This is a genomic window from Rhizobium sp. TBD182 (assembly GCF_001950375.1).
Taxonomy (GTDB): Bacteria; Pseudomonadota; Alphaproteobacteria; order Rhizobiales; family Rhizobiaceae; genus Agrobacterium; species Agrobacterium tumefaciens.
Genome location: NZ_BDLN01000001.1, coordinates 1,388,685 through 1,410,504 on the forward strand (window position 1 = coordinate 1,388,685; position 21,820 = coordinate 1,410,504).

The 21,820-nt window shown below is 58.0% G+C and carries 22 protein-coding genes, 1 tRNA gene and 1 riboswitch; of the genes, 9 read left to right on the forward strand and 14 right to left on the reverse strand.

All coding sequences use genetic code 11. The annotated features are described in order from the left end of the window. Positions 1 to 83: 83 nt before the first annotated feature. Positions 84 to 1,025 carry a class I SAM-dependent DNA methyltransferase gene (locus T18_RS06965; RefSeq protein WP_003514950.1) on the reverse strand — a complete coding sequence of 314 codons (942 nt, stop codon included), beginning with the start codon at positions 1,023 to 1,025 and terminating at the stop codon, positions 84 to 86. A gap of 169 nt (positions 1,026 to 1,194) precedes the next feature. Here T18_RS06965 and T18_RS06970 point away from each other — a divergent pair, with 169 nt between their 5' ends. Together T18_RS06970 and T18_RS06975 are read left to right on the forward strand one after the other, a co-directional pair. Beyond that, entirely contained in the window at positions 1,195 to 1,461 is a 267-nt protein-coding gene (locus tag T18_RS06970; RefSeq protein WP_003514949.1) for a DUF6460 domain-containing protein, read from the forward strand. Between the two features lies 1 nt (position 1,462). Continuing rightward, positions 1,463 to 1,960 (forward strand): CAP domain-containing protein, encoded by a 498-nt coding sequence (locus T18_RS06975; RefSeq protein WP_038489774.1) that lies wholly within the window; start codon positions 1,463 to 1,465, stop codon positions 1,958 to 1,960. Positions 1,961 to 2,084: 124 nt separating this feature from the next. Here T18_RS06975 and T18_RS06980 read toward each other — a convergent pair whose 3' ends face one another. Further along, entirely contained in the window at positions 2,085 to 3,176 is a 1,092-nt protein-coding gene (locus tag T18_RS06980; RefSeq protein ID WP_013635431.1) for a quinone-dependent dihydroorotate dehydrogenase, read from the reverse strand. Further along, positions 3,176 to 3,529, reverse strand: a complete 354-nt coding sequence (locus tag T18_RS06985; protein ID WP_003514946.1) for a DUF952 domain-containing protein — start codon at positions 3,527 to 3,529, stop codon at positions 3,176 to 3,178. The genes T18_RS06980 and T18_RS06985 overlap by 1 nt, the downstream gene beginning before the upstream one ends. A gap of 244 nt (positions 3,530 to 3,773) precedes the next feature. On the opposite strand from T18_RS06985, the gene T18_RS06990 reads away from it, so the two are divergent. After that, positions 3,774 to 4,424 carry a response regulator gene (locus tag T18_RS06990; RefSeq protein WP_003514945.1) on the forward strand — a complete coding sequence of 217 codons (651 nt, stop codon included), beginning with the start codon at positions 3,774 to 3,776 and terminating at the stop codon, positions 4,422 to 4,424. A gap of 111 nt (positions 4,425 to 4,535) precedes the next feature. Further along, the gene (locus T18_RS06995) at positions 4,536 to 5,186 is read left to right on the forward strand and encodes a helix-turn-helix transcriptional regulator (RefSeq protein WP_038489770.1); all 651 of its coding nucleotides are present in this window, start codon (positions 4,536 to 4,538) and stop codon (positions 5,184 to 5,186) included. A 74-nt stretch (positions 5,187 to 5,260) separates the two neighbouring features. Here T18_RS06995 and T18_RS07000 read toward each other — a convergent pair whose 3' ends face one another. Together T18_RS07000 and uppY are read right to left on the reverse strand one after the other, a co-directional pair. Then, complete coding sequence (locus tag T18_RS07000; RefSeq protein WP_038489767.1) at positions 5,261 to 6,013, reverse strand: polysaccharide deacetylase family protein; 753 nt, start codon at positions 6,011 to 6,013, stop codon at positions 5,261 to 5,263. A gap of 27 nt (positions 6,014 to 6,040) precedes the next feature. Further along, entirely contained in the window at positions 6,041 to 7,336 is a 1,296-nt protein-coding gene (gene uppY, locus T18_RS07005) for a Wzy-type polysaccharide biosynthesis protein UppY (protein ID WP_025592405.1), read from the reverse strand. Between the two features lie 350 nt (positions 7,337 to 7,686). On the opposite strand from uppY, the gene uppX reads away from it, so the two are divergent. After that, positions 7,687 to 8,913, forward strand: a complete 1,227-nt coding sequence (uppX, locus tag T18_RS07010; RefSeq protein ID WP_233284950.1) for a Wzx-type polysaccharide biosynthesis protein UppX — start codon at positions 7,687 to 7,689, stop codon at positions 8,911 to 8,913. 40 nt (positions 8,914 to 8,953) lie between these two features. Here uppX and T18_RS07015 read toward each other — a convergent pair whose 3' ends face one another. Beyond that, complete coding sequence (locus T18_RS07015) at positions 8,954 to 9,715, reverse strand: transporter substrate-binding domain-containing protein (RefSeq protein ID WP_038489761.1); 762 nt, start codon at positions 9,713 to 9,715, stop codon at positions 8,954 to 8,956. Between the two features lie 170 nt (positions 9,716 to 9,885). On the opposite strand from T18_RS07015, the gene T18_RS07020 reads away from it, so the two are divergent. Continuing rightward, positions 9,886 to 11,823, forward strand: coding sequence for a glycosyltransferase family 2 protein (locus tag T18_RS07020; RefSeq protein WP_038489758.1), 1,938 nt, complete (start codon positions 9,886 to 9,888; stop codon positions 11,821 to 11,823). A gap of 135 nt (positions 11,824 to 11,958) precedes the next feature. On the opposite strand, the gene T18_RS07025 is transcribed toward T18_RS07020, so the two are convergent. The 4 genes from T18_RS07025 to T18_RS07040 form a co-directional block, all read right to left on the reverse strand. Next, positions 11,959 to 12,252, reverse strand: a complete 294-nt coding sequence (locus tag T18_RS07025; RefSeq protein WP_019564341.1) for a hypothetical protein — start codon at positions 12,250 to 12,252, stop codon at positions 11,959 to 11,961. A gap of 90 nt (positions 12,253 to 12,342) precedes the next feature. After that, positions 12,343 to 13,029 carry an aquaporin Z gene (gene aqpZ, locus T18_RS07030; RefSeq protein WP_019564342.1) on the reverse strand — a complete coding sequence of 229 codons (687 nt, stop codon included), beginning with the start codon at positions 13,027 to 13,029 and terminating at the stop codon, positions 12,343 to 12,345. Positions 13,030 to 13,183: 154 nt separating this feature from the next. Then, positions 13,184 to 13,257, reverse strand: a tRNA-Gly gene (locus T18_RS07035). 56 nt (positions 13,258 to 13,313) lie between these two features. Then, positions 13,314 to 14,411 carry a 2'-deoxycytidine 5'-triphosphate deaminase gene (locus T18_RS07040; protein ID WP_003514935.1) on the reverse strand — a complete coding sequence of 366 codons (1,098 nt, stop codon included), beginning with the start codon at positions 14,409 to 14,411 and terminating at the stop codon, positions 13,314 to 13,316. Positions 14,412 to 14,484: 73 nt separating this feature from the next. Beyond that, positions 14,485 to 14,563, forward strand: a riboswitch (SAM riboswitch). Positions 14,564 to 14,605: 42 nt separating this feature from the next. Here T18_RS07040 and T18_RS07045 point away from each other — a divergent pair. Together T18_RS07045 and apaG are read left to right on the forward strand one after the other, a co-directional pair. Beyond that, positions 14,606 to 15,790, forward strand: coding sequence for an O-succinylhomoserine sulfhydrylase (locus T18_RS07045; protein WP_038489755.1), 1,185 nt, complete (start codon positions 14,606 to 14,608; stop codon positions 15,788 to 15,790). A gap of 235 nt (positions 15,791 to 16,025) precedes the next feature. Next, entirely contained in the window at positions 16,026 to 16,418 is a 393-nt protein-coding gene (gene apaG / locus T18_RS07050) for a Co2+/Mg2+ efflux protein ApaG (protein WP_003514932.1), read from the forward strand. Between the two features lie 38 nt (positions 16,419 to 16,456). On the opposite strand, the gene T18_RS07055 is transcribed toward apaG, so the two are convergent. The 3 genes from T18_RS07055 to T18_RS07065 all read right to left on the reverse strand — a co-directional run bounded on the left by T18_RS07055 (position 16,457) and on the right by T18_RS07065 (position 19,844). Beyond that, a complete protein-coding gene (locus T18_RS07055) occupies positions 16,457 to 17,446 on the reverse strand; it encodes an Hsp33 family molecular chaperone (RefSeq protein ID WP_003514930.1) in 990 nt (329 codons plus the stop codon). A gap of 223 nt (positions 17,447 to 17,669) precedes the next feature. Beyond that, positions 17,670 to 18,587, reverse strand: a complete 918-nt coding sequence (gene argF / locus T18_RS07060; protein ID WP_003514928.1) for an ornithine carbamoyltransferase — start codon at positions 18,585 to 18,587, stop codon at positions 17,670 to 17,672. Between the two features lie 54 nt (positions 18,588 to 18,641). After that, a complete protein-coding gene (locus T18_RS07065) occupies positions 18,642 to 19,844 on the reverse strand; it encodes an aspartate aminotransferase family protein (protein ID WP_013635420.1) in 1,203 nt (400 codons plus the stop codon). 430 nt (positions 19,845 to 20,274) lie between these two features. Here T18_RS07065 and T18_RS07070 point away from each other — a divergent pair, with 430 nt between their 5' ends. After that, positions 20,275 to 20,808 (forward strand): GcrA family cell cycle regulator, encoded by a 534-nt coding sequence (locus T18_RS07070; RefSeq protein WP_038489752.1) that lies wholly within the window; start codon positions 20,275 to 20,277, stop codon positions 20,806 to 20,808. Positions 20,809 to 21,107: 299 nt separating this feature from the next. Here T18_RS07070 and phoB read toward each other — a convergent pair whose 3' ends face one another. Beyond that, positions 21,108 to 21,791 carry a phosphate regulon transcriptional regulator PhoB gene (gene phoB / locus T18_RS07075; RefSeq protein ID WP_003493692.1) on the reverse strand — a complete coding sequence of 228 codons (684 nt, stop codon included), beginning with the start codon at positions 21,789 to 21,791 and terminating at the stop codon, positions 21,108 to 21,110. Between the last annotated feature and the right edge of the window lie 29 nt (positions 21,792 to 21,820).

Sequence of the window (21,820 nt, forward strand, 5' to 3'; positions counted from 1 at the left end):
ATTTTGCACTGCAACAAACACGCGATCAAGATGGATACGTAAGGACGACTGACCTATCGTAAAAAAGGCAAGAAACGAAATGTTCAGGCTTTGGCGCGGGCAAGAAAAAGAATGCCGGAAAGGGGTTTTCCGGCATCCTTGCGAATGGTGGTTTTGCGGATTTCGATAAGAGAATAGCCCGCCCGCTCAAGAAGGCCGCTCACATAGCTTTTCGAATGTGCGTAACGCAGCGATTCCCGCAGCACGAAACCATCTTCATCCCCTGCGTCCTCCACCGAAAAGGCGAAAAAGCCGGAGGGCGCAAGCAGGGCCGAAACGAGGGGCATGACGGTTTCAAGACTGCCGAGATACATCATCACGTCGGCGGCGGCGACGAGGTCCGCGCGGTGGTGCGGCATTGCCGGCGCGAACAGTCCCGAGGCGTCAGCTTCCAGCGATAGATCGGCCTGGCCGAGATGGTCGTAAAGTCCCTTTTCCTCCGCCTTGGCGAGCATGTTCTGGGAAATGTCGAAACCTTCCAGCCGCTTCGCCAGGGAGCGGATTTCAACGCCGAGAAGGCCGGTGCCGCAGCCAATATCGACAATGGTGTCGAAGACGCCGCCTCCCGTCGCCTTGCCGATCAGTTCCGCCAGCTTCTGCGGTACGCTGTAATCCAGTTTCTCGACGAGCGACGTTTCGAAACGGTCTGCATAATCGTCGAACAGCCCTTCCACATAACGGCTCGGCGGCTGCTCCGGTGTGTCCGCGGCGCCGAGAACCGCGAGTTTCAGTTCGGCTGCAAACAGCCCTTCCGTATCCAGTTCGGCGACTTTTTCGTAAGCCGCCACGGCTTTGTCCGTTTCCCCCGCCTTTTCATGATATTCCCCGAAGCGAAACCAGCCCGCCGTCCACCGCGGCGCAAGTTCAAGCGCCTGCTCCATGAGTTCGGCGGCGGCGGGATAATCACCGCTCTCCGCCAACATGCGGGCATAGTCCGCCCGACGGTCGGCAATGACGTCACCGGAAGAAAACTGGTTTGGGGCCATTCAAGATTTCCTGGAGAAGATGTCGGCTGTCATTTATCAAGCCATAAAAAAACTCAAGTCCTATTTCATGGCGCACTTATGGAATTGCGAATATGACGCGATATAGTGCACCGAAACTTGCATCGAAGCAGCGTGCTTCATATGTCAGGACAAAACAGGAGACTTGCTGATGGCCGGTGAGGTCAACAAAATGCTGGGTGATACGGTGGCCCGCACCGTGGTGAAGCTGCTGGTGGTTTCATTGCTCGTCGGCTTTCTGATGGCGATCTTCGGATTGACGCCATGGAATATCATCTATGGCGCACGCGACTTCGTGGTCGATCTGTGGCGCAGCGGTTTCCACGCGCTTGGCGCAATCGGCGACTATCTGATCCTTGGCGCGACGATCGTCATACCCATTTTCATCATCCTGCGCCTCCTGAGCTATCGCCGCTGACATGACCGACAGATCTTTCCAGACGCTTACGCGGCGCGGCTTCGTGCTGATTTCCGCCGGTTCCGTTCTTTCCGCCTGTGTTTCCGTGCCTACAAACAACGGCATGCCGTCAGGCACCCGCGATGAGACCGCGGCAGCGCTTCCAATGGTCAACGAGTTGCGCCGCTCGAAAGGGCTTTCGCCACTCTCCTTCAGTAGTGCGGCAAGTGGTGCGGCCGCTTATCAGGCCGGACGCATGGTCAAGGCGCAGAAGATGGCGCATCTGATCGGCCTGACCGACAGTTTCCTCATCCGCATGAAGGACGGCAATGTGCCGCTACCAGCAGCGGAAAACGTGGCGGCCGGGCAGGACAGCGTGGAGCGTGTCGTCAAGGCCTGGATCGGCTCGAAACATCATCTCGAAAACATGCTCGGACCATATAATGGCCTTGGCGTCGCGGTTGCCTATGATGCCGCAAGCCGCAACCGGCCCTATTGGGCGATGGTGCTCTGCGCGTGAGATAACGGGGGGCGCCCCCTCCACCCTCATTCCTGTCCCTGTCACAGGGATGAGGCAGGAGAGCACACCACCACGATAAGCACTTATCTTAACCGACGCAGCGTCTCGACCGTTCAGGTCATCGTCATCCAAGCTTGCGGTCGGCCCAGCGGTCGACCGTGCTGTCGCGTAGGTCACGAATGGACTGCACACCTTCGCGAGAGACCAGCTTCGACAGGCCTTTGACGATGGACGACGGCAGGCCGGGGCCTTCATAGACCATGCAGGAATAGAGCTGAACCAGATCGGCCCCTGCCCTTACCTTTTCCAGTGCCGTTTCCGGCGAAGAAACGCCACCCACGCCGATGATGGGCAGATTGCTGCCGACGCGGCGGCGCATCTTGGCGAGAACAGTGGTCGACAGCTCGAATAGCGGCTTGCCGGACAATCCACCCGCCTCACCCTTATGCGGACCGGGCCGCAGGCCTTCACGCGAGAGCGTGGTGTTGGAGACGATCAGGCCATCGAGATCATGCGCCAGCGCCTCTTCCGCTACGTCATCCAGCCCTTCCTCGGTCAGATCGGGCGCGATCTTCAGGAAGATCGGAATGCGTTTGCCAAAGCGTTCGGCTTCTGCCCTGCGGCGCTCCAGCACGGCGCCAAGAAGTGCCGCGAGGCTTTCGCGCGCCTGCAAGTCACGCAGACCCGGCGTATTGGGCGAAGAGATGTTGACGGTGAAATAGGATGCGACCGAATAAAAGGCCTCGATGCCCTGCACATAATCGGCGATGCGGTCTTCGCTGTCCTTGTTGGCACCGATATTGACGCCAACGATGCCGCGTAGCTGCGCCTGCTTCAGGCGCTCCAGCGCTGCGGCATGGCCTTCATTGTTGAAACCGAGGCGGTTGATGACGCCTTCATCCTCAACCAGACGGAAGATGCGCGGTTTGGGATTGCCGGATTGCCCACGCGGCGTGACGGTGCCGATTTCAGTAAAGCCGAAACCGAGCCTCAGAAGTGGTCCCGGGACTTCCGCATTCTTGTCGTAACCCGCCGCCATGCCGAGCGGATTGGGGAAAACGAGGCCTGCAACGGTCTGCTGCAGCCGCGGATCGTGCGGCACCATGCAGGTGGGCAGAAAGCCGCTTTTCAGCGCCGCCACGGACAGGCCATGTGCCTTTTCCGGATCGACAAGAAACAGGCCCTTGCGGCCGATTGAGGAAAATAATCCGCTCATCACAAAATCTCCGGAAACTGGTGCTGGCCATCATGGCCGAGTGAAAGCGGCGTTTCCCAAAGCACAGCGGTCAAGGGAAGAGACGCATAGAGATGGGGGAAAAGATCGCCGCCTCTCGAGGGTTCATAAACCAGCTTGTCGCCAAGTGCTGCACCATCAACAGCGATCAGAAGCAGGTCGGTCTGGCCGGAAAAATGCCGGGCGGCAGTCTCGGCCGCCTGCTTTGCCGTTGAAAAATGAATGAACCCATCCGTCAGATCGATGGCGGCGCCTTCGAAGACGCCTTGTGCCCTGGCTGCATTCCACAACGTCTCCGGCACGATTTTGTAAATGATCGCGGGCGTTTCGTGCATGGGGCTCTCCGAAGGCTTTCCAAGGCTTTTCTGTCTGGGCGGTTTGCCGCAAAGCGGGTCGATTGTCCACAGTTTCCACGGCATTTTTATTGCCGCGACGGCTGTTCCTAAGCTTTTTCTTGTAATACGCAACCGATTAGAGCAACCTTTCAGCAGAGGAGCCGGAAGCAGTCTAGACTGCCGGCAAACGGGAGTGCGCCATACCTTTAAAAGAACCGCATAACGCCCTTGGGAGGGGGCCAGAATGTCGGAACTTGTCATTATCATCGCAGACGACCACCCGCTTTTTCGCGGTGCCCTCAAACAGGCCGTATCCGGTCTCGACGGGCAGCAGACAATCATGGAAGCCGGGGATTTCGAGGCTGCCAGAAGTGCCGCGACGGCATGCAACGACGCCGATCTGATGCTTCTGGACCTCGCCATGCCGGGTGTCAGCGGATTTTCAGGCCTGATGGCGCTGCGGGCGGAATTTTCCAGCCTGCCCATCGTCATCGTTTCGGCAACGGACGACGCGACCACTGTTCGCCGGTCCATCGAACTCGGCGCTTCCGGTTTTATTTCCAAATCCTCGGGCATCGACGATATCAGGGATGGCATTCGCGCGGTTCTTGAAGGCGATGTGTGGATACCGGCAAGCTGTCAGGGCGAAAAGGAGCATGATCCTGACGTGGCTGATCTCATCGGCCGGCTCAGAACGCTGACGCCGCAACAGAGCCGGGTTCTGGGCATGCTGGCGGAAGGCCTGCTGAACAAGCAGATCGCCTATGCGCTGAATGTTTCGGAAGCCACCATCAAGGCGCATGTCTCCGCTATTCTGTTGAAGCTTAAGGTCGATAGCCGCACACAGGCGGTGATACAGCTCAGCAAGATAAACACATCGGCCATGGTGGCATAATCGAGGATTTTATTCCTTTCTTTTCTTTACTCCTGACGGGATATGGTCTAGATTCCGCGGAGTAAACGACAGGAGCTTTTACGCCACGGGCTCCACCTGCGGGCTTTCATCATGCTTTCACACGAGACGATCTGGAGCGCCATCGATACGCTTGCCAAACGTCACCAGCTGACGCCTTCGGCCTTGGCGAAGCGTGCCGGTCTCGATCCCACCTCGTTCAACAAATCGAAGCGTTTCGGCCCGGATGGCCGCAAACGCTGGCCTTCGACGGAATCGGTATCCAAGGTGCTGGAGGCGACGGGGGCAAGCGTCGACCAGTTTTTTGGTTATGCTTTCGGCAGGACGCAGACAATGCAGCCTTCAGGTGCGGACAATGCCATCCCCCTGCTCGGTTTTGCGCAGGCGGGCTCCGGCGGCTTTTTCCACGATGGCGGTTTTCCGGCCGGTCAAGGCTGGGATGTGGTGGAGTTCCCCTCTTCTCCCGAACGCAAGCAGGGCGTCTACGCGCTGGAAGTGCAGGGCGAAAGCATGATGCCGCTTTACCGCGACGGCGATATCCTGATCGTGGAGCCGGGCGCACAGGTGCGGCGCGGCGACCGCGTTGTGCTGAAAAGCCGTGACGGCGAAGTGATGGCCAAGGTGCTGGCGCGGCAAAGCCCCAAGAATATCGAGCTTCTTTCGCTCAATCCCGAACATCCGAACCGCAGCTTTGACATGGCCGATGTGGAATGGATCGCCCGCATCATCTGGGCCAGCCAATAGACACCCGCAATTGCGAAGACAGGCGTCCTACTTGCCCGGGCACAACTCAGAGAGCAGGCGTCGATACTATCCCTTTACAGACCGAGTGACGTTGCCGCGGCATCAACCGTCATGATCTTCGCACCGCCGGAGGCTGCCCTGCGGACAAGGCTCTGAAGTTTGTCTTCCGGGCAACCGTAAAAGCTCGGTGTCTGCGAAACATCATGGGTGAAAATGATGAGCCAGCCGCCATTTTGCAAAACATCCTCGAGCCAACGATCGGCGGCATCGAGATAGTTTGGGTCCGCGCGCAACTCTACCCCGGCAAGATTGTACGGATCGATGCTGCCCCGGTTGATGCCAGGCATGATGCCGCGAGCGGTCTTGAACCTTCGTCGTAACAGGGGCTGCATGACGGGCGAGGCCATGCCGAAAGGAACGGAGAAATTCCGCCTGCCTCGGTTTTCGGCGAACGACCCCAGCACGGTTTCGTTGTGATCAAGATCCTCTTCAAGCCCGCGCCGTGAAAAGCTCGAGAGTTTGCGATGGGAAAAAGTATGGCAGGCAAGCTCGTGGCCAGCCGCTGCAAGTTCCGAACAGCCTTCGGTTGAAATCATGTCCTGCTGTTCATAGTGCTTGTCGATAAAAGTACCTGCGAGATAAAATGTCCCGCGAACACCCTCGCTTTCCAGAATGCGCGCGCCCTTTGTCCAGGCGGTCGCCGGCACATCATCGAATGTGAAGGAGACGATTGGTTCGGACGTTTTGATCAGCGCCGCCGGTCCTGGAAAGTACTGCACCAGCCGGTTATTGATCCTGTCTGCAAATGTCCCGATTTTTTGTGTCATGCATAAGCCCCCCGGCCTGTCTGCAAATTACTGCCCCTGCTCAAGTATGTCGTACGCCTGATGCCTCAAACAATAGATTGCAATCAGTAGAGAAGACCAGATAGGCCCGGTTCCGGTAAAGAAATTACTCTCAAGACACGAAGAAAGCAGTGCATACACCCAAATTCGTGCAAAAAGCCGCGTTAATGCCGGATCGGTACCCTTGTTCACAGCTATACGAAAATCGTTTGCGGGTATGATGACGAGCCATATGACGATGAGAACAAAGGCCGGCAGGCCGCCATTCAGCAGGCTTTCGACAAAGCCGTTATGGGCATGGAAGGCGGTGACCGCCCAGGTGCCGGCAGTATCGGCCTGCGCCAGAAGCCGGTCACTCGTCCAGAATGCCTGAAAACCCTGCCCGAAGATCGGCGATTGCGCAAACGTGTCGAAGGACAGGCGCCATATATCCGTTCGGCCGGTAAAGGTGGAATCGATCCCCAGACTATCCACCACATGCCGTATGCTCGGAAAATAGGTGGAGCCGACCGCGAGGATGTTGAGGAAAGCCAGAAGACCTCCGATCATCAGCAATGTCCGACCGGCATGTCTTTCCATGACCCAGACCAGCGCAACAGTGACGGGCAACAGCATCGCTGCGGTTTTCCCGTTGGTTTTCCAGAGGAAGAACCCTGCCAGAAGCGTGATGACAATGCCGCCAACCGTCGACCAGCTATTGCGCAGGTAGAGCCCGATCATGACGAGAATGATCATGGCCGGAGCGGCGGCATTCTTGTGATTGAAGATACCGCGCCAATCGCCGGCGAGCGCCGTTTCATCGAGATCGTAGGGCTGGTGGATCGAGCGCGAGCGCAGGAAGATCACCCCGAAGTAGCAGAGCGCCAGCAGGATGACGGCGAAGATGGCCATCATCCGGTCGAACTGCCGCCTGTCGCGCGGCATGACGACGAGGACGCTGGTGATGAAGCACAGAAGGCCCGTAAAGAGCAAACGTTGCAGCGAGGTGCCGGGCTGGGAGCCAAGCACCGAACAAATCACCAGCCAGGAAAACAACAGCAGAATGGGCAGACGCGGCCGCAACAAAAGCCCCGTCAGCCGATGACGCAGGGCAAAAACACCCAGCATCAGCGCAATCACCAGCCCGGTCAGCTGGTTTGCGGCGGCGTGCGGCACGGGCGCGGCAGCAAGATTTTCGAAAGGCGCAACGGAAATCCAGATATAAAGCATCGTGACGACGAAAAAAATCGCGTCGCGACGGCCGCCCGTAAGCGACATGCTGTTGCTCTGTACAGGAATGGACTGCGTATCAGTAAAAGGCGGCATCGTCGGCCACATCGAAAAAGGATAATCGGATCATTGGCCTGCCTTGTGACGAACAACGAAACCCTTTTTGAAACCGGGCCATGTCCAAATAACCATAACAGTCATTATCATCATTATTATACAATTGCTTTAACCCTCTCTTACCTCAAGAAGGCTAAGACTGGGCAACTGCCATTCATAGAGGTCAACGGCCTTCGAATTATTGCCCCCTTGCCGGGTTTTTCAGTTCATCAATTTTAAGAACACGGCAGTTATCTTGAATTCGCCCGGCGACGCCGGAAAGCACGGAGAATAAGGTGTCGTTGAATACGCCGCGGTTCAGCCATCTAGTCAGACTGGGATTGACCTATATGGCATCCGGCGGGGCGCTTTTGATGTCCAGCGCCGCCCAGCTTTTGACCTTCGCCCTGCTTGCCCGCCATCTCGGCGTGGAACAATTCGCGCTCTATGCCTCGATCACGGCCGTGACCAATCTCGGCGTACAGATTTGTGGTTTCGGTTCGCAGGAATCGCTGATCCGCCGCGTGGCGCAGGATCGCAGCATGTTTCCCGTGATGCTCGGCCACAGCTATCTCTTGAGCGCCGCTACCGGCATTGTGCTGACCATCATCGGCATGGTCACGATCCCGGTGTTTTTCCCGACGTCGGAAACATTGCTGCATACCCTCATCACCACTTTCGTGATCCTGGTCACGAACCTCATCCTTCTGAAAGTCATTTCACTTTCCACCCAAAGCTTCATCGCCCATTCCGACTTCGCCTCCGCCAACAAGCTGGAAGTGATGTTCGCCGTTGCCCGCACAATTGCCGCCGTGGTCGCCTGTCTCATCTTCAAGGTGGAGACGGTGGAGGCCTGGGCCCTGTGGAACCTGGCTGCCCATACGATTGCGGCAGTGATTTCGCTGAAGGCGATCGGCAGGCTCGGTCGGCCGGTCTTCCGGATCGTTCGCGATGAAATCCGCATCGGCATCCTGTTTTCCACCCAGTTCCTGTTCAAGGCCGTGCGTGGCAATGCCGATATTCTCGTTCTCGGTGCCGTTGCCAGCGCCGAGGTTCTGGGCAGCTACTCCATTGCACGGCGAATTCTCGACAGCTCCTACCTCTCCGTCGAGGCTCTCAACCGGCTGATCTATCCGGGGTCGGCCTCAGCCGCCCTGCAGGGTATCGGAAAGACCATAGAGCGCGCTTATAATGTGCTGAAGGCAGCGCTTGTCATCGCAGTCGGCAGCGCGCTGGTCATCTTCATCATCGCACCCTTCCTGCCGATACTGTTCGGCGACGAATACGTCTCGCTGCCGATCATCACCCGTATCCTTTGCTGGGTCGTGCTGCCGATGGCCGTTGCGGCGACCGCGCTTGAGGCGCTTGGCGCATCCGGACGGCAGGATATCCGCGCCAAGATATGGAACAGCGGCAATCTCATCGGCTCCGTTATCGTCGCCTTCCTCACCTGGTCGTTCAGCATTTCGGGAACGATCGGCAGCTATTTCTTCGTGGAAGCCGCCATCGCCGCCGCCGTTTGGATCGCGCTTTTGCGATTGCGGCGCAACGAAGAAGCCTTTGCGCCCGCCAAATAGAACGTCATCCGGGCGCAGATCCGAGTGAAACCGGATTTCTCTAATAAAGCCCGTAGGGGAAATAACGCCGGTAGATTTCTTCCAGCCGGCCATTGCGCGAAAGTGCGGCAAGCGCCTGATCAAAGGCCGGTACAAGCACATCGTCCGGATCAACTGCCATGATGGAAAGGCCTTCACCAAGAAATCTGTCGGATAAATAAGGTCCGCCGAAAAGCGCACAGCAAGCACCGGACGCGCTTCCCGAAACCCAGAAAGGCAGGCGCAGCCCATCCGCAAAAACCGCGTCCACCTTGCCCGTCTTCAACGCCTCATACATGGGTTCGTAACCATTAAAGCCTTCGGTCGAGGCTTTGGGAAAAAATGCCTTGAGCATCTGTTCGTGCCGCGAGCCCGTGACCACACCCACCTTCTTTCCCGACAGGGCATCTGCGCCGGAGCCAGTGAATTTCGCCGCCTTGTTGACGGCAAGACGCGCGGGCAACAGCAGATAGGGTCGCGAGAAGGTGAAACTCTTTCGCAGATCGGCGGTGGTGGCAATGCCGGAAATCACCGCTTCGCCCTCTCCCATTTCCAGCGCTGCCTCCAGCTCGTCAAACGGCAGTGCCTGCACCTGGCATTTGCTCTCAACCTTCAGCTGGGCGCAGATTTCGCGCACCAGATCGACATGAAAACCGGCAAGCCGGCCTTCCTGATCGGTAAAATTGAAGGGTGGAAAATCGACCGACATCAAAAACCTGATCCGGGGCACGGAGGAGAGATCGCCACCCGGAAACCGCTCCTGCGCATCAAACAGCACCGGCATGCGGTTTCTGTCCGAGAGACCTTCCGCGTGAAGTTCTCCCAAATTACCACCGAATTGTAAAGCGACAGCTAAAGTAAAACCAATAACTATATTTCGCGTTACATTCATCATTCTCATCTATACTGTCCGTAGCAAGAAGCAGGGCGTTACCATGGCGGCGGCGGCGATGCATGGATTATTTTAGGCACTATACACGAGAATCGTTCCGCACGACGTCAGCGGGGCGAAAAATTGCGTTTTCGCTCATCGGCGACAATCCGCTTTGGACAGCGCCCGAACCGGACGAGCACGGACCAACACGCTTTCTCTCTTCGCTGGGGTTCGGCAAGCCTTACATCGCTGCATTCGAAGAGCAGGCCCTCAAAAACGGCTCAACCGTGGAAGACGAATTGCTGGCGAGCGGCCTGGTCGATGCGGATGCGTATTACGGTGCTTTTGCCAGATTGTTGCGATTGCCGTTCCGACCGGAAATCGATCCGGGTCGTGTGGCAGACCTCAATCACCTGGACGCGCAACTAGCCGAACCACGGCTCCTGCGGTTGACACCGCTGAATGGTAAGCCAGTGCTGCTGATCGTGCCGGAACTGGCAAGAATGGAATCGCTGAAAGGTATCCTCGATCAGCGTCCGTATCTTCTTGAAGAACTTGCCGTGACCACGCCACAGGCCATGCGCAGCGCGATCTGGAAGGCGGGCGAAGCACGCCGCTGCCGAGACACGCGACATCAGCTTTTCAACGCGGCGCCACAGCATTCCGCAAGGATCACGCTGCATGGCGAGCAGGGTTTTGTCAGCGGCATTTTCGTTACCCTGCTCGTTCTGTCGCTACTGTTTTATACGCAGGCGGCCCTGGCCTATATTCACGTCACCCTCACGATGCTTTATCTCTCCACCTTGCTTTTCAGGTTGTTTGCACTCGTCCATACGCCAAAAGGAAACGATGCGAAAACCGTCACACCACTCCAGCAGGACGGAGAGCTGCCGGTCTACACTATTCTTATGCCGCTTTATCGCGAAGAGGCGGTCGTTGAGCAGCTCATTCATGCGCTGGAGCGGCTGGACTGGCCCAAATCCCGGCTCGATATCAAGCTCGTATGCGAGGCAGACGACGTAGCGACGATCGAGGCCATCCAGCGGATAAATCCCGGTCCGCATATCGAGATCGTCAAGGTGCCGCCATCCATGCCACGCACGAAGCCCAAGGCCCTGACCTATGCGCTTTCCGGCGCGCGTGGCACTTTCGTTGCCGTTTACGACGCCGAGGACCGGCCGCATCCGCTGCAATTGCGCGAAGCCTATGCCGCCTTCCGCGGCCAGCCGGACGAGGTGGCCTGTGTGCAGGCGCCGCTTATTGTCAGCAATGCCAGCTCCTCCTGGCTCAGCGCCTGTTTCGCACTGGAATATTCCGGCCTTTTCCGCTGCATGTTGCCCGTTCTTGCGGCGTGCAAGTTGCCGCTGCCGCTTGGCGGCACCTCCAACCATTTTCGCACCGCCGTGTTACGCCGGGTGGGAGGATGGGACCCGTATAATGTGACGGAAGATGCCGATATGGGCCTCCGGCTGCACAGGCTGGGTTATCGCTGTGGTGTCATCCGGCGACAGACACTGGAGGATGCCCCGACCTCGCTTTCCGTCTGGCTGAACCAGCGCGCGCGTTGGTACAAGGGCTGGCTGCAAAGCTGGCTGGTCATGACCCGCTCGCCCTTCACGACCGCGCGCCGCATGGGATGGATTGCCTATATCGTCTTTCAGCTGCTGATTGGCGGCATGCTTCTGTCGTCGCTGGCCCATCCCTTGCTGTTTGTTTCCTTCGCCTTCATGGCCATGGCAATCCGGGAAAACGGCACGGATATGCTGCTTTCCTGGCAGGGCATTCTGTTTTTCATCGATACGCTGAATATTTTCGGAAGCTACGCCATCTTCGTACTGATGGGCAGAAACAGGATGATAGCTCATGAGAAACAACAGGTCGGACGGCGCTGGTTGGCGATCCCGCTTTACTGGCTGATGCTGTCACTCGCCGCATGGCGCGCCGTGGTGGAATTGAAAACCAAGCCGTTCGTCTGGAACAAGACGCCGCATATGCCGGTCATCAGGAACAAGGCCTGACGACCAGATTTTATAAACGAATTCCGGTTCCGTCAGCGCCGCCACTGCGGATATGGCACAAACCAAAACGCCTTGCCGATCGAGGTTTCTCCATCGGCAAGCTTTATCGCTTCGCAAAAGATCGGCCGAGCAGCTCTATTTGGTAACGAGCTTGTTCTTGATGAGGCCGACAATGATCTGGACAATCAGGCCGCCGACGCCGCCGCCAACAAGCTGGCCGGCAAGAGCGCCTATATCCATGCCGCCGGCGGCAGCAGTTCCCGCCGTCCCGAGCAGCGATCCGAGCACGGTTCCTCCGCCGATGCCGCCAATAGCGCCGGCAATCAGGTTGCCGAGCGCACCGAGATCAGAATCCTTGAGTATTTTTCCGCCGGCCGAACCACCAACCGCACCGCCGACAATTTGGGCCAATATCGAAGTAAGATCCATGTCATCCTCCTCACAGGTTTCCCCGACCATTCGGAGAAACAATGCTTCCCATTCATGTCTGTGCGGGCCGGAGAAAGCGGGCTTTGAGCCCTAGTCTTTCTCGCCGAAAAGTTTCCAGACCACGGCGCCGATTGCGCCGCCGAGGATCGGAGCGAGCCAGAACAGCCAGAGCTGTTGCAGCGCCCATCCACCAACAAACAACGCCTGTCCCGTCGAGCGGGCCGGATTGACGGATGTGTTGGTGACCGGAATGGAGATCAGATGAATAAGTGTGAGAGCAAGGCCGATGGCGATCGGCGCAAAACCAGTGGGAACCCTGCCATGCGTCGATCCCAGAATGACGATCAGGAAAAATGCCGTCAAAATGACTTCGATCAGCAGCGCCGACACGAGCGAATATCCACCCGGCGAATGTTCCCCGTAACCATTTGCGGCAAAACCGCCAATATCGGCACCGGCTTTGCCGGTAAGGATGACATAAAGCGCCCCCGCCGCGACGATCGCCCCCAGAACCTGCGCCACTATGTAAGGAACGAGGTTCGATGCCGGAAATTTGCCAGCAACGGACAGACCGACGGAAACGGCCGGATTAAAATGACCGCCCGAAATGCCGCCGACCGCATAGGCCATGGTCAAAACCGTGAGACCGAAAGCGAAAGCGACACCGAGAAAGCCAATGCCGAGTTCAGGAAAAGCAGCGGCAAAAACCGCACTGCCGCAACCTCCGAACACGAGCCAGAAAGTGCCAAGAAATTCCGAAAGAAGCTTGCGACTCATAACACTCCCCCAATAATGTTACGACCGCATCAACTATTACGTGCAATTTAATTGTAGTCAAGCTAAATCGCATAGTCGCACGTTTGCCGCAGCGATGGCGGTGACATGCGCGCTTTTGACCGGCCAGGAAGTTGTTTGGATTGCCTTGAAAATATGGAGCGGGTGAAGGGAATCGAACCCTCGTATTCAGCTTGGGAAGCTGCTGCTCTACCATTGAGCTACACCCGCGCCGCGCACAAGACATCGGACAGTTCTTATCGGGTGTCAAGCACCCGACAGGATCATTACTCCGCGCGGAAATGCTTGGAGAGCTTCAGGCCCTGTGCCTGATAGTTGGAGCCAAGGCCGCTGCCGTAGAGGCCATCAGGTTTTTGCAACATGTGCTCGTAAACCAGCCGGCCGACGATCTGGCCGTGTTCGAGGATGAAGGGCACCTCGTGGCTGCGCACCTCGAGAACGGCGCGGCTGCCCGTGCCGCCCGCCTGCGCATGGCCGAAGCCTGGATCGAAGAAGCCCGCATAATGCACGCGGAACTCGCCCACCAAGGGATCGAAGGGTGTCATTTCGGCCGCATAAAGTGGCGGTACATGCACCGCTTCACGCGAAACGAGAATATAGAACTCATCCGGATCGAGGATCAGTTCGGCACGGCCGCGGGCGTATAGAGGTTCCCAGAAATCGAGAACATCGTGCTGAGCCTTTTTGTCGACATCTACCACCGCCGTGTGATGCTTGCCGCGATAGCCGATCAGCCCTTTTTCGCCAAAACCCTTAAGGTCGATGGAAAGCGCGATGCCGCCGCCGGTCACATTAGGGGTTTCGCTGGCGACAAGCATCTCCGTCTCGTGCAATTTCAGAAGCTCGGCTTCGTTGAGCAACGAGTGGCCGATGCGGAAACGGATTTGCGAGAGGCGCGAGCCACGGCGCACGACGACCGGGAAGGTGCGCGGGCTGATTTCCAGATAGAGCGGGCCGGCATAGCCCGCAGGTATCTTGTCGAATTCCTGCGCATTGTCGGTCATGACGCGGGTGAAGATATCAAGACGCCCCGTCGAGCTTTTCGGATTGGCCGAAGCCGACATATCCGCCGGCAGCTCCAGGCTCTCCATCAAGGGCACGATGTAGACGCAACCGGTTTCCAGCACCGCCCCCTCGCTCAGATCGACCTCGTGCAGGCTGAAGCGGTTGAGCTTGTCGATGACTCGGGTTCCGGGGCCGGGCATGAAACTGGCGCGCACGCGATAGGCTTTGGAGCCCAGTCGCAGATCGAGGCTCGCGGGTTGCACCTGATCGACATCGAGATCAGCCTCGCTTTTCAGCTTGCCGCCCGCAAACAGCGCCCTGATCGCGCCATCCGCCAAAATGCCCGTGGTTCTGGTCATGATCATCATTCCTTTTTACGGCGACAAAACCAAAAGGAAAGCATTGACGCAAGCCGGTAACGGCAGTATGGCAAGCTTATCCCGTGGTGATTTGGCCGGTCGGCTTGCAGCCACGTTAAACAAGTGGCTAAAAAGACCGGGTGCTAGGAACCGGTCTGCTTTTGCGACCGGTTTTTTTGTTTTGAGGTGATCACATGAGCAATAAATGGCGCCCGGCAACCCAGCTCGTTCACGGTGGTACGCTACGCTCACCCTATGGTGAAACGTCGGAAGCGATCTATCTGACCCAGGGTTTCGTTTACGAAAACTCCGAAGCCGCCGAAGCGCGCTTCAAGGGCGAAACGGATGGCTTCATCTATGCCCGCTATGCAAGCCCGACCAATGACATGTTCGAAAAGCGCATGTGCCTGCTGGAAGGTGCGGAAGACGCCCGTGCGCTTGCCTCCGGCATGGCCGCCGTTACCGCCGCCATCATGTGCCAGCTGCGTGCCGGCGATCACATCGTTGCTGCCCGCGCGCTTTTTGGCTCCTGCCGTTGGGTGGTAGAAACGCTTGCACCCAAATACGGCATCGAGTGCACGCTGATCGACGGACGCGATCTCAACAATTGGGAAAAGGCGATCCAGCCGAACACCAAGCTGTTTTTCCTCGAAAGCCCGACCAACCCGACGCTCGAAGTGGTGGATATTGCCGGTGTGGCGAAGCTCGCCAACCAGATCGGCGCGAAAGTGGTTGTCGACAATGTTTTCGCCACACCGCTTTTCCAGAAGCCACTCGAACTCGGCGCCCATATCGTCGTTTATTCGGCGACGAAGCATATTGACGGTCAGGGCCGTTGCCTTGGCGGCGTGATCCTTTCCGACAAGAAGTGGATTGAGGAAGAGCTGCAGGACTATTTCCGCCACACCGGCCCAGCCATGTCGCCGTTCAATGCCTGGACGCTGCTCAAGGGCATCGAAACCCTGCCGCTGCGTGTCAAGCAGCAGACGGCCAATGCCTCGAAGATCGCCGATTGCCTCGCCGACAGCGGCAAGGTTGCCAAAGTGATCTATCCGGGCCGCGCCGACCATCCGCAGGCAGACATCATCGCGCGGCAGATGTCGGGCGGCTCGACGCTCGTGGCTTTCGAACTGAAGGGTGGCAAGGAAGCGGCATTCGCACTGCAGAACGCGCTTGATATAGTGAAGATTTCCAACAATCTCGGCGATGCCAAGAGCCTCATTACCCACCCTGGCACCACGACGCACAAGAACCTGACCGACGAGGCGCGTGCCGAACTCGGTATTTCCGGCGGGACCTTGCGTCTTTCCTGCGGTATCGAAGATACGGACGATCTGCTGGAAGATCTGGCGAAGGGTCTTGCGGCCGTTTCAGTTTAAGGATTCAGTCGACATACCGCCATGGCCCGACTTCCCGTCGGGCCATGGCACACATCCCGCGTGGGTGAAAGCCCGCGTCTGGCAACCAATATTTACCTTTACCGTTATCCCTAACGGTGAAAAAACGGCGCAACAGAAGATGCGCGTGGTCGTCAAGTCATTCATTTTCTTGACGATAGCCAGAACCTGTAGTGTAGGATGATGGCAGCAGGGAAAATATCGAGGTGTGGCGCGTATGTATCGTGCTCTGACAAGGGATATCGAGGTAACGGTCGATCCGTATTATCTCGAGGAGCAGTCCGACCCGGATGACGATCGTTACGTCTGGGGCTATAAAGTCGTGATCTCGAACAATTCCGATGTTCCGATAACACTCGTCAACCGCTATTGGCACATCACCGACCAGAACGGACAGGTGGATGAGGTCTACGGGCCGGGTGTCGTCGGCGAAAAACCGCATCTGAACCCCGGCGACAGTTACGAATATTCATCCGGCTGCCCGCTGGATACGCCGTCAGGCCTTATGTTTGGCCACTATGAAATGGAAACGGACAAAGGCGAGGTGTTCAACGTCACCATCCCCGCCTTTTCACTGGATTCACCCGGCCTGTTGCGGGTGCTGAACTGACAAAAAAGCCGCGCCATTCACAAGCGCGGCTCTCCTCGTCAGACGTTTTCAAACTCGCTGACATCGTAACGATAGGTCGTGGAGCAGAACTCGCACGTCACGGCAATCGCACCGTCTTCCTCACTCGCCTTGATCTCTTCAGCGGTGAAACCGGACAGCACACCCTTAATCTTGTCCCGTGAACAGCTGCAACGGTCGAAAATGACCTGCGGATCGTAGATGCGCACGCCGCTCTCGTGGAAAAGCCTGTAAAGCAGACGCTCCACTGGCACCTGCGGATCGGTCAGCTCGTCGGTATCCACCGTATTCAGCAGCGACACTGCCTCTGTCCAGGCATCGTCCTCCGCCACTTCATAATCGCCCTCGTCGCCGTCACCGCCATGGAGATCGCGCATGCGCAAACGCTCGGGCGCCTGCGGCAGGAACTGGGCAATCACGCCGCCTGCACGCCAGCTATGGCGCGGCTTGCCTTCGCCGTCACGGTCGAAGAACTGGGCAACGCCGAGGCGCACGCGGGTGGGAAGCTGTTCCGATTGACGGAAATAAACCCCGGCGATTTCTTCCAGCGAAGAACCGTCCAGCGGCACGATGCCCTGATAAGGCTGCATGCCGACGCCCTGATCGATGGTGAAGGCCAGAATGCCGGTTCCGAGCAGTTGTTCGGGCGAGGTTTGCCCCGCAGCAACAGCTTCCGCCAGCCGCTCCTCATCGAAACGGGCATAAGCACGCATGCTCTCGGGCGCGGTGAAATCCGCCACCAGAAGGTCAACCGGGCCGTCGCCCTTGGTCTGCACAGTAAGCTTGCCGGAAAATTTCAGGGATGTGCCGATCAGCGCCGTCAGAACCGTTGCTTCCGCGAGCAGGCGGGCGACAATCTCGGGATATTCGTGACGTTCGAGGATGGCATTCAACAGCGGCCCGACCTGTACGGCGCGACCGCGCACGTCCAGACCTTCGACCTGAAAGGGCACAACCTTGTCGTCGCCAGCTAAATCGAGATTGTCCAGTTCAACCGTTACATCTGCCATGTCATAACTCCCTGGCGCAGCCGTTGCGCCGCTACCGTCCAAAAGTCCGGCTTTTAAAATGTACTTTTTCAGCTTGTCGCACAGAGATCCGGGAAGCGAAACCGCCTCCGGGGAAAATCGTGCAAACCGTGAGGTGGCCCGCCAGCGAAAAGCCGACGAGCGTCTTCGAAGCCCCACAGATGGGAATGTGCATCGCCGAGTTCAAGCACCCGGCCGATAGCGGTCAGATGACGCCCATGCACCATGCAATAATGGACTTCTGCGCATGGAGCCGGTTTTCCGCCTCGTCGAAGACCACCGATTGCGGCCCGTCGATCACTGCATCCGTTACTTCCTCGCCGCGATGCGCCGGCAGGCAGTGCATGAACAGCGCTTCCTTGTTGGCCTTCGCCATCAGCGCTTCATTGACCTGATAAGGCTGGAAGATATTGTGGCCGCGCGCCTTGTGTTCCTGGTTCATGGACACCCAGGTATCGGTGACGACGCAATCAGCGCCCGCCACTGCCTTGTCGGCATCGTGGTACAGCGAGATTTCGCCACCATTGTTGCGTGCCCAGTTCAGGAACTTGTCGTGCGGTTCCGAACCCATCGGGACTGCCATCGCCATGCGGTAACCGAAACGGGCGGAGCCTTCCACGAACGAATGCAGCACATTATTGCCGTCACCCGTCCAGGCAATGGTCTTGCCCTTGACCGGGCCGCGATGTTCCTCGAACGTCAATATATCCGCCATGATCTGGCAGGGATGCGTGTCGTCCGTCAGGCCATTGATAACAGGCACGGTTGCGTGTTCGGCAAGCTCGAGCAGACGCGAGTGATCCGTGGTGCGGATCATGATGGCATCGACATAGCGCGACAGCACCTTGGCCGTATCGCCAATCGTTTCCGCGCGGCCCAGCTGCATTTCCGTGCCCGACAGGAAAAGGGTCTCACCGCCGAGTTGGCGCATGCCGACATCGAAGGAGACGCGGGTGCGTGTGGACGGTTTTTCGAAAATCATTGCCAGCATCTTGCCGGCAAGCGGCTTTTCCGCCGTGCCGGTTTTGGTGGCAATCTTGCGCGTGCGCGCATCATCAAGAATTGTCCGCAGATCCTCCGACCCGACGGCCGAGAGGTCCAGAAAATGTTTTGGTGAACCCATTCTAATCTGTCCCATGCTTGCGAGCCCCTGAAGAGAGGCCCGCTCTTGATTTTTTCAGGCGCTTTTTGCCTGTTTCGCAACCGTCAGGGAAGCGGCAGCCGCGTCGATACGTGCAAGACCCTCACGGGCCTCTTCCGCCGTGGTGACGAGCGGCGGCAGAAGACGGATGACATTGTCGCCCGCAGGCACGCCAAGCAGATGCTCTGCGCGCATGGCCTGCAACAATTCGCCCGAAGGAATCTTCGCCTTGATGCCCAGAAGCAGACCTTCGCCGCGAATTTCCTCGATCACGTCAGGATAACGGTCCTTGAGCGAGGCCAGACCCTGCCGGAAGACCAGCGCGACGTCACGGACCTTCTCGAGAAAACCTTCGGAGAGAACGACGTCAAGCACGGCATTGCCGACTGCCATGGCCAGCGGGTTGCCGCCGTAGGTGGTGCCATGTACGCCCGCCGTCATGCCGGAAGCGGCATCTGCCGTGGCAAGGCATGCGCCGAGCGGGAAACCGCCACCGATACCCTTGGCGACCGCCATGATATCGGGCGCAACACCGGTATGTTCATAAGCAAACAGCTTGCCTGTGCGGCCGACACCCGTCTGGACCTCATCGAAAATCAGCAGCAGGCCGTGCTCGTCGCACAATCCGCGCAGGATTTGCAGGAATTCCTTGCTGGGCGAGCGAATGCCGCCCTCGCCCTGGATGGGCTCGATCAGAAGTGCTGCAGTCTCAGCCGTGATGACGGCCTTGAGGGCATCGACATCACCGAACGGAACCTGATCGAAACCTTCGACCTTGGGACCGAAACCTTCGAGGTATTTCTGCTGGCCACCCGCGGCGATCGTCGCCAGTGTACGGCCATGGAAAGCGCCTTCGAAGGACACGATGCGGAACTTCTCCGGATGGCCCTTGGTATAGTGATAACGGCGGGCGGTCTTGATGGCGCATTCCAGGGCTTCCGCGCCTGAATTTGTGAAGAATACCTTGTCCGCGAAAGTCGCTTCCGTCAGGCGCCTGGCGAGTTTTTCCTGTCCCGGTACTTCATAAAGGTTCGAGACGTGCCAGACCTTCTCGGCCTGCGTCTTGATCGCATCAACGAGGTGAGGATGGGCGTGGCCCAGCGAGTTGACAGCAACACCGGCCGCAAAATCCAGATATCGCTCGCCGCTTTCCGTGAACAGCCATACACCCTCACCGCGCTCGAAGCGCAGGGGGGCTCTTGAAAACGTATCAAACAATGGCGCGCCGGCTTCGGCCATGGCTGTATCACTCCTTGCGCAGATGCGCTGTCAAACTGTTGTCAATAGGCTTGCGGGGTTATCCCTCGCCTGAAAATCAAAATGCCGCCTTGCGGCGGCAGGGGCACTATTGTCACTTCGTTTGCCGATGTCAACAAAAGTCAGCGTTTCCCGGGCTTCTCAAGCACTAGTATGCGGCGGCGGGCCAGCCCCAAGGTGTTGCCTTTCAGACTCAATACGCCAGCAAGTTGGGGAAAACCGGAAAATCGATTCCAGATGATTCCCGCGACTCTTGCCACGGAGTCGGGCTGGCACTAGGTTAATCGCTAATTACTAGACTGCATTGCGGCGGAACTAGTCACCGAAAATCAGGCGGAAACCACGCTTGCGGCATGCGCGCGAGACGGAGAGGGATTCTGCCGAAAATACACGCGACAAGCGGAGAAGCGGCATGAACTGGACAGACGAACGAGTCGAAAAGCTCAAGAAATTGTGGTCCGAGGGCCTTAGCGCCAGCCAGATTGCAGCGCAGCTGGGCGGCGTCAGCCGTAATGCCGTGATAGGCAAGGTCCATCGTCTCAATCTGCCGGGACGCGTCAAGGCTGGCGGTCCAGTGACTTCGGCACGCTCCGCGCCGAAGCGCACCGCTGCCCCTGCATCGCGTGCGACGACTTTCGCAGGTCGCGTCAACGCGGCACCGGCGCGCATCCTCACCCGTTCGAACGCGGCAACGGCGCTGCACGAGGAGATCGATATCGAGACCGCGCAGGTTCTCGATTACGTTCCTTCCAAGAACGTTGTCACGCCGATTTCCCGTCGCCTGACGCTGACGGAACTGACCGAGCGCACCTGCAAATGGCCGGTTGGCGATCCGCTGAAGGACGACTTCCATTTCTGCGGTTGTGAAGCGCTGGAATCTTCGCCCTATTGCAAGTTCCATGCGAAACTCGCCTACCAGCCGGTGAGCGAGCGCCGCAAGGCTTGAGTGTTGCGGCACGCATTCAGCACTCAAAAATTACGGGCCTTCGGGCCCGTTTTTTTATGACAAAAATAAAGCGGCTTTCTGGGCGGCTTGATGGCAGGCCGCACCCTTTCCCCTTACTATTGGGCGTGACCCCTCAATCCGGATTTCAACGCGCTGCCGATCTTCTCCGGTCAAAACGGACAATGGCATCGAGTTTGGCGGATACTCATATAGAAAAAGCCCGAAATCGTTTCAGATTTCGGGCTTCCTGATTTTTTGGTGCACTACTTCGCCAGCGAAACTATCTGGTTCCGCTTCGCTCAGGCTTCCATCGAATATCCCGCACCACGCACCGTGCGGATGACATCCTGCATGTGCGAGAAATTCAGGGCCTTGCGCAGACGTCCGACATGCACATCGACAGTGCGCTCGTCGACATAGATATCGTGACCCCAGACGCCATCCAGCAATTGCGAGCGGGAAAACACCCGACCCGGCGACGTCATCAGGAATTCCAGCAAGCGGAATTCCGTCGGGCCGAGGCGCACTTCGCGGCTTTTGCGGTGAACGCGATGGGTCTCGCGGTCCAGTTCGATATCGCCGCATTTGAGCACCGACGACAGAACCTCGGGACGGGCCCGACGCAACATGGCCTTGACCCGGGCCATGAGTTCCGGCGTCGAGAACGGCTTGACGACATAATCGTCAGCGCCCGTAGCGAGACCGCGAACCCGTTCGCTCTCTTCGCCACGCGCCGTCAGCATGATGATGGGCAGGCGTTCTGTTTCCGGCCGCATTCTCAAGCGCCGGCACAGTTCGATACCGGAGACACCGGGCAACATCCAGTCCAGGATGAGAAGATCCGGAATGCGCTCCTGCAGCCTGATTTCCGCCTCATCGCCACGGGGTATCGTGTCGACGTCGTATCCCTCAGCCTCGAGATTGTAACGAAGCAGGACGCTCAACGCTTCCTCGTCTTCCACAACTGCAATCTTGGGCACCATATGCTGAACTCCGCAAGCTTCTGCTTGTC

Excerpts from the sequence above, each read along its gene's own strand:
- T18_RS06965 (WP_003514950.1), bottom strand. The coding sequence starts at position 1,025 with ATGGCCCCAAACCAGTTTTCTTCCGGTGACGTCATTGCCGACCGTCGG.
- T18_RS06970 (WP_003514949.1), top strand. The coding sequence starts at position 1,195 with ATGGCCGGTGAGGTCAACAAAATGCTGGGTGATACGGTGGCCCGCACC.
- T18_RS06975 (WP_038489774.1), top strand. The coding sequence starts at position 1,463 with ATGACCGACAGATCTTTCCAGACGCTTACGCGGCGCGGCTTCGTGCTG.
- T18_RS06980 (WP_013635431.1), bottom strand. The coding sequence starts at position 3,176 with ATGAGCGGATTATTTTCCTCAATCGGCCGCAAGGGCCTGTTTCTTGTC.
- T18_RS06985 (WP_003514946.1), bottom strand. The coding sequence starts at position 3,529 with ATGCACGAAACGCCCGCGATCATTTACAAAATCGTGCCGGAGACGTTG.
- T18_RS06990 (WP_003514945.1), top strand. The coding sequence starts at position 3,774 with ATGTCGGAACTTGTCATTATCATCGCAGACGACCACCCGCTTTTTCGC.
- T18_RS06995 (WP_038489770.1), top strand. The coding sequence starts at position 4,536 with ATGCTTTCACACGAGACGATCTGGAGCGCCATCGATACGCTTGCCAAA.
- T18_RS07000 (WP_038489767.1), bottom strand. The coding sequence starts at position 6,013 with ATGACACAAAAAATCGGGACATTTGCAGACAGGATCAATAACCGGCTG.
- uppY (WP_025592405.1), bottom strand. The coding sequence starts at position 7,336 with ATGCCGCCTTTTACTGATACGCAGTCCATTCCTGTACAGAGCAACAGC.
- uppX (WP_233284950.1), top strand. The coding sequence starts at position 7,687 with ATGGCATCCGGCGGGGCGCTTTTGATGTCCAGCGCCGCCCAGCTTTTG.
- T18_RS07015 (WP_038489761.1), bottom strand. The coding sequence starts at position 9,715 with ATGCCGGTGCTGTTTGATGCGCAGGAGCGGTTTCCGGGTGGCGATCTC.
- T18_RS07020 (WP_038489758.1), top strand. The coding sequence starts at position 9,886 with ATGGATTATTTTAGGCACTATACACGAGAATCGTTCCGCACGACGTCA.
- T18_RS07025 (WP_019564341.1), bottom strand. The coding sequence starts at position 12,252 with ATGGATCTTACTTCGATATTGGCCCAAATTGTCGGCGGTGCGGTTGGT.
- aqpZ (WP_019564342.1), bottom strand. The coding sequence starts at position 13,029 with ATGAGTCGCAAGCTTCTTTCGGAATTTCTTGGCACTTTCTGGCTCGTG.
- T18_RS07040 (WP_003514935.1), bottom strand. The coding sequence starts at position 14,411 with ATGACCAGAACCACGGGCATTTTGGCGGATGGCGCGATCAGGGCGCTG.
- T18_RS07045 (WP_038489755.1), top strand. The coding sequence starts at position 14,606 with ATGAGCAATAAATGGCGCCCGGCAACCCAGCTCGTTCACGGTGGTACG.
- apaG (WP_003514932.1), top strand. The coding sequence starts at position 16,026 with ATGTATCGTGCTCTGACAAGGGATATCGAGGTAACGGTCGATCCGTAT.
- T18_RS07055 (WP_003514930.1), bottom strand. The coding sequence starts at position 17,446 with ATGGCAGATGTAACGGTTGAACTGGACAATCTCGATTTAGCTGGCGAC.
- argF (WP_003514928.1), bottom strand. The coding sequence starts at position 18,587 with ATGGGTTCACCAAAACATTTTCTGGACCTCTCGGCCGTCGGGTCGGAG.
- T18_RS07065 (WP_013635420.1), bottom strand. The coding sequence starts at position 19,844 with ATGGCCGAAGCCGGCGCGCCATTGTTTGATACGTTTTCAAGAGCCCCC.
- T18_RS07070 (WP_038489752.1), top strand. The coding sequence starts at position 20,275 with ATGAACTGGACAGACGAACGAGTCGAAAAGCTCAAGAAATTGTGGTCC.
- phoB (WP_003493692.1), bottom strand. The coding sequence starts at position 21,791 with ATGGTGCCCAAGATTGCAGTTGTGGAAGACGAGGAAGCGTTGAGCGTC.